This window comes from Falsiroseomonas oryzae (assembly GCF_027856955.1).
In the GTDB taxonomy this organism is placed as follows: domain Bacteria; phylum Pseudomonadota; class Alphaproteobacteria; order Acetobacterales; family Acetobacteraceae; genus Falsiroseomonas; species Falsiroseomonas oryzae.
Map to the genome: position 1 here is coordinate 1 of NZ_JAPSMD010000218.1, position 8,819 is coordinate 8,819.

Consider the following 8,819-nt stretch of genomic DNA (forward strand, 5'->3'; position numbering starts at 1 on the left):
CGCGGCGCGGCGCGGCGGTGTCGATCTGCGCGCGCGGCACCGCCCCGCTGGAGGCGACGCGCGCCGAGATCGCCGCCTGCGGCGTCGCGGCGCATGCCCTGGCCGCGGACCTCGCCGACAGGCAGGCCGTGGAGTCCTGGGTGGAGCAGGCGGCCGCCGCGCTGGGCGGCATCGACGTGCTGGTCAACAACGCCAGCGGCTTCGGCTCCAAGGACACGGAGGAGGATTGGGCGAAGGGCCTCGACGTGGACGTGATGGCGACGGTGCGCGCCAGCCGCGCCGCGGCGCCGCTGCTGCGCGCGGCGAAGGGCTGCATCGTCAACGTCACCTCGATCTCGGGCTTCCGCCCGTCGCTGCGCACGCCGGCCTATGCCGCCGTGAAGGCGCTGCTGGTGAACTACACGCAGAGCCAGGCGGCCGCCTTCGCGCGCGATGGCGTGCGCGTGAACGCCGTCGCACCCGGCTCCATCGAGTTCCCGGGCGGCAGCTGGGAACAGCGGCGCACGAGCGACCCGGTGCTCTACGGGCGCATCCGCGACTCCATCCCCTTCGGCCGGCTCGGCACGCCGGAGGAGGTGGCCGATGTCGTGCTGTTCCTGGCCAGCCCCGCAGCGCGCTGGGTGACCGGGCAGACCATCATCGTCGATGGCGGCCAGATGCTGGGCTGAGGCGATCCGAGGACTACAGGGGGCCCCGGAGGTCTGAATCGGCTCGCCCAAGATGCAAGGCCACCATGTTTCGTGCGTGACGGGCGGCTGTCACGCGCGGAACCCGATTCCGGCTGCGCCGGCATCGTCGCGAAACAGCGCCGCGCAACAAGGCTCTCCGCAAACCGAAACGGAGGGAACCCTCATGTCACGCATCCCGCTGCTCTTCATGGCCGCCGCCGCAGCCTGCCTGGTGGTCGGCGTCACCCTCGGCATGGGCATGGGCATCGCCCACGACTTCAGCCTGGCGCCGGTGCATGCCCACACCAACCTGGTCGGCTGGACCTCTCTGGCGCTGATGGGCCTGACCTTCCGCGCCTGGCCGGAACTCGCCACGGGGCGCCTGGCCGTGACGCAGTTCGCGCTCTCCGCCGGCTCGGCCTTCGCCTTTCCGCCCGGCATCTACTTCGCACATGTGCACGGCCAGCCAAGTCTCGCCATCGTCGCGGGCATGGTCTGGACGGCCGGCGCGCTGCTGTTCCTCGGCCGTCTCCTGCGGCTGGCCTTCGCAGGTGCGCGGCAACGGGCGCCGGCGATGATGCCGGCGGAGTGATCGCTACGCCGTGCGCGGCGATACCCCGACGACGCGCCAGGCGGCCTCCTCGCCGTCTGGCGCGCGCAGCGTCAGTACTTCGCCGGGCCGGAGCCCGCCATCGATGTGGCAGATGCGGTGGGGCGGGGTGTCGCGGTCTTCCTCGGTGAAGAACCGGATCTGCCACCCCTCCTCGTCATGCGCCACGTCCCCCTGCTGCGGCGGCCCATCCGGCCGCACGCGCACGGCCGGCCAGGGCGCGGGATCGTCCAGCCAGGCCTGGACATCGGGATGGCCCTGTGGGTCGAGGGCGATGGCGAAGTCGATCCGCCCCGTCTCCGACGCAGCATCCCCGGGCTCCCAGGCCCGCGCCAGCGTCACCGTCACCAGGCTTGCGGCCGCCACGCCAAGCTCCCTTTCCAGCCGGAAGCCCCCGAACGCCCGGGGCTGCCGGAGGGTTCAGATAGCGACCCGGACGCCCAGTTCCACCACCCGATCGGAGGGGATGCGGAAGAACTCGGTCGCCGAGATCGCATTGCGGCTGAGCAGCGTGAAGACCCATTGCCGCCAGCGCGACATCTTGGGCACCGCGGCCGCCACCACCGTCTCCCGTCCCAGGAAGTAGCTCGCCTGCATCGCCTCGAAGGGGATGCCGACCTCGCGCAGGCTCTCGAGCTCCTTCGGGATGTTCGGGCTCTCCTGGAAGCCGTAGCGCAGCATGATGCGGTGGATGCTGGGCGCGAGCTCCGTGACCGCGCGCCGCTGCTCGGCGCGCGGCACGTCCTCGTTGACGACGGTGACGAACAGCACGCGCTCGTGCAGCACCTTGTTGTGCTTCAGGTTGTGCAGCAGCGCCCCGGGCACGAAATCCTCCTGGCCCGTCATGAAGACCGCGATGCCGGGCACGCGCACCGTGCGGCTCTGCGGCAGACGGGCGATGAAGGATTTCAGCGGCAGGCTGTCCTGGCGGAAGCGGGCGAAGAGCAGCTCCCGCCCCTGCTTCCAGGTCAGCATCAGCACGAAGGTGATGATACCCAGGATGAGCGGGACGTAGCCGCCTTCCGGGATCTTCAGCGCGGTGGAGATGAAGTAGGCCGCATCCAGCAGCAGCAGGGGCACGAACACCGCCACCACCGCCGGCCAGGGCCAGCGGAAGGCGCGGCGGAACACCAGCAGCGCCAGGCAGGAAGTGGCCAGGAAGGTGCCGGTCACCGCCAGGCCATAAGCGGCCGCCAGGCTGTCGGAGTTCTTGAACTCCAGCACCAGGATCACGACGCCGATCAGCAGCATCATGTTGACCTGGGGCATGTAGATCTGGCCCTGCTCCGTCTCGCTGGTGTGGACCACCTGCAGGCGCGGCAGGAAGCCCAGCTGCACGCATTGCCGCGCGATGGAGAAGGCGCCGGAGATCATCGCCTGGCTCGCGATGATGGTGGCCAGCGTCGCCAGCACCACCATCGGCAGGCGGAACCACTCCGGCGCCAGCAGGAAGAAGGGGTTCTCGATCGCCTCGGGGTCGGACAGCACGAGCGCGCCCTGGCCGAAGTAGTTCAGCGCGAGCGCGGGCAGCACGAAGAACAGCCAGGCGAGCTGGATCGGCTTGCGCCCGAAATGCCCCATGTCGGCATAGAGCGCCTCCGCCCCGGTCACCGCCAGCACCACGGAGCCGAAGGCGATGAAGGCGGCCAGCTTGTAGTGGGCGCAGAAGGTGAGGGCGTAATGCGGCGAGAGCGCCACCAGCACGCCCGGCTCCCGCACCAGCTCGATCAGGCCGAGCAGCCCGATCGTGCCGAAGAACAGCGCCGTGATCGGGCCGAACACCGCGCCCATGCTGCCCGTGCCGCGATACTGCACCAGGAACAGCGCGAGCAGGATGCCAAGCGCGATGGGGATCACCGCCTCCTCGAAGGCGGGCGAGATGACCTTGAGCCCCTCGACCGCCGAGAGGACGGAGATCGCGGGGGTGATGATGCCGTCGCCGAAGAACAGGCTGGCGCCGGCGATGCCGATCAGCGCGACGATCCAGCGGCCGCGCTCCGTCACCGTATGGCGCTGCGCCAGCGCCATCAGCGCCAGGATCCCGCCCTCGCCCTTGTTGTCGGCGCGCAGGATGAAGGCGACGTATTTCACGGTGACGGTCAGCACCAGCGCCCAGAAGATGAGGCTGAGCAGGCCCAGCACCTCCCACCGCTCGACGCCGTCGGCGGAGAAGTGCTGCAGCGCGGCACGGAAGGCGTAGAGAGGGCTGGTGCCGATGTCGCCGTAGACGACACCCAGGACACCGATGAGGGCGGCCGTCGAGATCCTTCGGTCGGCCGCGGCGGGATGGCTCAAGATCGCGCTCCGGAAGCGGAACGCCGAAGGCTTAATGCCGCAGGGGGCAGCCGCGCAAGCACCGCCGCCCCCGGTTGCGCCGGCCTAATGCCCGCGCAGGATCTGCGACAGGAACAGCTTCAGGCGGTCGGTCTGCGGGTTGGTGAAGATGCTCTCCGGCTCGCCCTGCTCGACGATCTCGCCGCGGTCCATGAACACCACCCGGTCGGCGACCTGGCGGGCGAAGCCCATCTCGTGCGTCACCACCATCATGGTCATGCCCATCTCGGCCAGCAGGACCATGGTGTCCAGCACCTCCTTGATCATCTCGGGGTCGAGGGCGGAGGTCGGCTCGTCGAACAGCATGATCTTGGGCTTCATGCACAGCGCGCGCGCGATCGCCACGCGCTGCTGCTGGCCGCCGGAAAGCTGGCCGGGATACTTCTCGGCCTGCTCGGGGATGCGCATCAGGTTCAGGTAGCCGCGCGCGACCTCCTCCGCCTCTTTCTTGGGCATCCGACGGACCCAGATCGGCGCGAGGGTGCAGTTGTCCAGCACGGTCAGGTGGGGGAAGAGGTTGAAGCTCTGGAACACCATGCCGACCTCGCGGCGGATCGCGTCCAGGCTGCGCAGGTCGTCGGTCAGCTCGATGCCGTCCACGACGATGCGGCCTTCCTGGTGCGTCTCCAGCCGGTTGATGCAGCGGATCATGGTGGACTTGCCGGACCCGGACGGGCCGCAGACCACGACGCGCTCGCCCACGGCGACGTTCAGGTTGATGTCGCGCAGCACGTGAAGCGCGCCGAACCACTTGTTGACGCCTTCCAGCACGATGGCCGGCGGCGCGTCTGCCTTGACCGCCGAGGCGACCTGCGCCGTGATGACGGACTCACCCATTGGATAGCTCCCTGTTTCCCGGCCGGCCGGCGCTTCTTTGGCCCCTAGATGCGCAATGACGGGGCCGGGCGCAAGCGCCGGCCTTGGGCTGCCGCCTCATCGGCGGCGATGCCTGTTCAGGTCGCGCTCCAGGTCCTGGCTGTATTTCGACATGGCGAAGCAGAAGACGAAGTAGATCACGCCGATGGTGACGTAGACCTCGATGCCGAAGCCCTGCCAGGCCGGCTCCACGATCGCGGTCTTGCCCGCGGTCAGCAGGTCGAAGATGCCGATGATCAGCACCAGCGAGGTGTCCTTGAAGAAGCCGATGAAGGTGTTCACCAGCGGCGGGATCACCAGGCGCAGCGCCTGGGGCAGGATGATCAGCCCGGTCTTCTGCCAGTAGGACAGGCCGATCGCGTCTGCCGCCTCGTATTGCCCGCGCGGCAGGGCCTGCAGCCCGGCGCGCACCACCTCCGCCAGGTAGGCGCCGGCGAAAAGGGTGATGGCGATCTGCGCGCGCAGCAGCTTGTCGATGTTCATGCCCTCCGGCAGGAACAGCGGGAACATCACGCTGGCCATGAACAGCAGGCTGATGAGCGGCACGCCGCGGATCAGCTCCACATACAGCACGCAGAGCATCTTGATCGCCGGCAGCTTGGAACGCCGCCCCAGCGCCACCAGGATGGCCAGCGGGAAGGCCATCGCCAGGCCGAAAGTCGAGAGGATCAGCGTGATCGGCAGCCCGCCCCAGCGCTCCTGCGGGACATAGGGCAGGCCGAACACGCCGCCCCACATCAGCACGCCGATGACCGTCAGCGTCACCGCCCAGATCGGCACCAGGTGCCAGGTCCAGAACCGCCGCATCGCGGAGACGACGTAGAGCCCCACGAACAGCAGGCAGACCAGCGCCGGGCGCCAGTGCTGCTCGAATGGGTAGGTGCCGAACAGGATGAAGCGGTGCTTCTCCGTGATCACCGCCCAGCAGGCGCCGACCCCCTTGATCTCGCGGCAGGCCTGGGTCTGCGCCTGGCCGTTGACGACCGGCACCTCCCAGATGGCGTTGAGGAAGGCCCATTCGACGAAGCCGATCGTCCAGCGCACGATCAGGTAGGCCAGCACCAGCGTGACCGCGGTGGACCACCAGCTGCCGAACAGGTTCTGCCGCGCCCAGGCGATCGGCCCGATCGCGGTGATCGGGGCGGATCGCGGCGCGGCTTCCGGCGCGCGGGCCGCGGCGTCGAGGGTGATGTCGCTCATCGGCTCAGCGCTCCACCAGCGCGATCTTCGCGTTGTACCAGTTCATGAAGAGGCTGATCGACAGGCTGATCGTCAGGTAGACCAGCATGATGATCGCGATGCCCTCGATCGCCTGGCCGGTCTGGTTCAGCGTGGTGTTCGCGATGCTGACGATGTCCTGGTAGCCGATCGCCACCGCGAGCGAGCTGTTCTTCGTCAGGTTCAGGTAGTTCGAGGTCAGCGGCGGGATGATGACGCGCAGCGCCTGCGGCATGACGATCTTGCGGAGGATCTCGCCGCGCCGCAGGCCGAGCGCCTGCGCCGCCTCCCACTGGCCGTGCTGAACGGACTGGATGCCGGCGCGCACCACCTCCGCGATGAAGCCGGCGGTGTAGGTGACGAGGCCGATGAGCAGCGCGAAGAATTCCGGGCTCACCGTGATGCCGCCGCGGAAGTTGAAGCCGCGCAGCACCGGGATGTCCGGCGTGAAGGGCGCGCCGAAGGCCACCCAGACAGCCAGCGGAACGCCGACGATAAGCGCCAGCCCGGCCGGCCACACCTTGCGCGGCTGGCCGTCCGCGTATTGCCGCTGCCGCATCACACGCGCATAGGCCCAGGTCAGCGCGATGCCCGCCACCATCGCCAGCAGCGTCCACCAGTGCGCCGCCGTCCACTCGATGAAGGGCAGCTTCATCCCTCGGTTGGACAGAAACACGCCATCCACCGGGTTCAGCGCCTGCCGCGGCCCGGGCAGCCCCTGCAGGATGGTGTACCAGAACAGCAGCTGCAACAGCAGCGGCAGGTCGCGGATCACCTCGATGTAGACGCCGGCCAGCTTGGACAGCAGCCAGTTGTTCGACAGCCGCGCGATCCCGATCACCGTGCCGAGGATGGTGGCCAGCACGATGCCGATCACCGCCACCTTCAGCGTGTTCAGCACGCCTACCGTCAGCGCCCGCAGATAGGTGTTGGAAGGATCGTATTCGATCAGGCTCTCGCCGATCGGCAGCCCGGCCTCTCGGCTCAGGAAGCCGAAGCCGGTGGCGATCCGCCGGACCTCCAGGTTGTGGACGGTGTTCGACCACAGCCACCAGATGACGGTCCCGACGATGCCGACGACGAGCACCTGCCAGAAGATGCCGCGCACCCGCTCGTCGCCCCAGGACAGGCGCAGCGGCCGCTTGGGCGGACCGGCGGAGGCGAAGCGCGGATCGGCGGCGGATGAGGACATGCGGTTCACCCCGTTTCCGGCCCTGGGCCGGGGCCCGTCACGATGCGGAAGGCCGGCGCCCCGGCCCGCCGACATAGGCCAGCAAGAAGGGGGCCACGGCCTGCGCCGTGGCCCCCGGACATCTCACCGGAACGGCGGCGAGTACTGCAGGCCGCCCTGCGTCCACAGCGCGTTCGGGCCGCGCTGGATGCCGATCGGCTCCAGGTTGCGCGCGAAGATCTCGCCGTAGTTGCCCACCGTGCGGATGATGTTGGCCATCCACGCATTGTCCACGCCGAGCATGCGGCCGAGGTCGCCGCTGCGGCCCAGCATGCGCTGCACTTCCGGGTTCGCGTCGGTCATGCGCTGCTGCACGTTGGCCGAGGTGATGCCGAGTTCCTCGGCACCGAGCAGGCCGAAATGGATCCAGCGCAACAGGTCGGCGAAGCGCTGGTCGCCGTGCCGCACCAGCGGGCCGAGCGGCTCCTTGGAGATGACATCGGGCAGGATGGTGTGTTCGCGCGGGTTGGGCTGGGCGGAGCGCGTCGCCGCCAGGCCCGAGACGTCGGTGGTGTAGGCGTCGCAACGGCCGGCGACATAGGCCTGCACCACCTCCTCCAGCCGCTCGATCACCACCGGGGTGAACCGGATGCGGTTGGCGCGCGCCCAATCGGTCAGGTTCTGCTCGGTGGTGGTGCCGGGCTGCACGCAGATCGTGGCGCCTTCCAGCTCGCGCGCCGTGCGCACGCCGGTGGACGCCTTCACCATGAAGCCCTGGCCGTCATAGAAGTTGATGCCGGTGAAGTCGAAGCCGAGCGAGGTGTCGCGCGAGAGCGTCCAGGTCGTGTTGCGCGCCAGCATGTCCACCTCGCCGGACTGCAGCGCGGTGAAGCGCGCCTGCGCGGTGGTCGGCACGTAGCGCACGCGGTTGGCGTCGTTGAACAGCGCGACCGCCACCGCGCGGCAGTAGTCCACGTCGAAGCCGCGCCAGACGCCCTGGCTGTCGGGCTGGGCGAAGCCGGCGAGACCCGTGGTCACGCCGCAGATCAGCGTCCCGCGCGCGCGGATCGCGTCCATCGTCGGCGCGTTGCCGGCAGCCGGTGCCGGCTGCTGCGCGCGCGTCGGCGTCGTCATCGTGGCCGCAAGGGCAAGGCCCCCGACGGCGCAGGCAACGGCAAGGCGCAAGGCCTTCATTCAGTGCTCTCCCTTTCGTGCACCGCCCCGAACGGAGCGGTTCGGCTGCCCCGCCTTGGGTGGACGAGACTGCGCCAGCCCCGCGCGGGGATCAACGGTGCCATTCTTTCGGCGCGCATCCCTGTGGTCGTCAACTCACCCCTTCCCGCACCGGCGCCGGGATGCGACAGGGCCGGCCGCCGAACATAGGAGGCCGCCTTGCGCATCATCGGGCCCGAGGAGCTGCGCCGCGCCCTGCCCTGGGACAGGCTGGAAGCCGCGCTCGAACGCGTCTTCCGCGAGGGCTGCGAGGCGCCGCTGCGCCACCGCCACGCGCTGCCGCAGCAGGGCGCGCCGGAGGGCATGCTGCTGCTCATGCCGGCCTGGGATCCCGTCGGCAAGGCGGGCCGTCGGCACAGCGGCGTGAAGATCGTGCATGTCCTGCCCGGCAACGGGGCGCGCGGCATCCCGGCCGTGCAGGCCTCCTACCTGCTGTCGGACGCGACGACCGGGGAGGCGATCGCCCTGCTCGATGGCGGCGAGCTGACGGATCGCCGCACCGCCGCCGCCAGCACGCTGGCCGGCCGCTTCCTGGCGCGGCCCGACAGCCGGCGGCTGCTGGTGCTGGGCGCCGGCCGCGTTGCCGCGGCGCTGGCGGAAGCCTGGCCCGCCCGCTTCCCGATCGAGGAGGTGGCGATCTGGTCGCGCAGCGGCGACAGCGCGCGCCGGCTCGCGGCGCGCCTGGCCGCGCATGGGCTGCCGGCCAGCG

Annotated in this window: 8 protein-coding genes and 1 pseudogene; 3 read left to right on the forward strand and 6 right to left on the reverse strand. The window is 69.8% G+C overall.

The window, feature by feature from the left end; all coding sequences use genetic code 11:
• The coding region (locus OZN99_RS18920; protein WP_270936824.1) for an SDR family NAD(P)-dependent oxidoreductase at window positions 1-668 on the forward strand (668 nt) is incomplete at its 5' end.
• 184 nt (window positions 669-852) lie between these two features.
• The gene (locus OZN99_RS18925; protein WP_270936825.1) at window positions 853-1,260 is read left to right on the forward strand and encodes a hypothetical protein; all 408 of its coding nucleotides are present in this window, start codon (window positions 853-855) and stop codon (window positions 1,258-1,260) included.
• 3 nt (window positions 1,261-1,263) lie between these two features.
• Here OZN99_RS18925 and OZN99_RS18930 read toward each other — a convergent pair whose 3' ends face one another.
• The 6 genes from OZN99_RS18930 to OZN99_RS18955 form a co-directional block, all read right to left on the reverse strand.
• Window positions 1,264-1,644, reverse strand: a complete 381-nt coding sequence (locus OZN99_RS18930) for a hypothetical protein (protein WP_270936826.1) — start codon at window positions 1,642-1,644, stop codon at window positions 1,264-1,266.
• A 54-nt stretch (window positions 1,645-1,698) separates the two neighbouring features.
• Complete coding sequence (locus OZN99_RS18935; protein ID WP_270936827.1) at window positions 1,699-3,573, reverse strand: potassium transporter Kup; 1,875 nt, start codon at window positions 3,571-3,573, stop codon at window positions 1,699-1,701.
• 84 nt (window positions 3,574-3,657) lie between these two features.
• The gene (locus OZN99_RS18940) at window positions 3,658-4,449 is read right to left on the reverse strand and encodes an amino acid ABC transporter ATP-binding protein (RefSeq protein WP_270936828.1); all 792 of its coding nucleotides are present in this window, start codon (window positions 4,447-4,449) and stop codon (window positions 3,658-3,660) included.
• A gap of 96 nt (window positions 4,450-4,545) precedes the next feature.
• Window positions 4,546-5,688: an amino acid ABC transporter permease gene (locus OZN99_RS18945; protein ID WP_270936829.1), complete on the reverse strand. Its 1,143-nt coding sequence runs from the start codon at window positions 5,686-5,688 to the stop codon at window positions 4,546-4,548.
• Window positions 5,689-5,692: 4 nt separating this feature from the next.
• The gene (locus OZN99_RS18950; RefSeq protein ID WP_270936830.1) at window positions 5,693-6,898 is read right to left on the reverse strand and encodes an amino acid ABC transporter permease; all 1,206 of its coding nucleotides are present in this window, start codon (window positions 6,896-6,898) and stop codon (window positions 5,693-5,695) included.
• A 123-nt stretch (window positions 6,899-7,021) separates the two neighbouring features.
• Window positions 7,022-8,071 (reverse strand): amino acid ABC transporter substrate-binding protein, encoded by a 1,050-nt coding sequence (locus tag OZN99_RS18955; RefSeq protein ID WP_270936831.1) that lies wholly within the window; start codon window positions 8,069-8,071, stop codon window positions 7,022-7,024.
• Between the two features lie 198 nt (window positions 8,072-8,269).
• Here OZN99_RS18955 and OZN99_RS18960 point away from each other — a divergent pair.
• Window positions 8,270-8,819: pseudogene (locus tag OZN99_RS18960) on the forward strand (ornithine cyclodeaminase family protein); the annotation flags it as partial.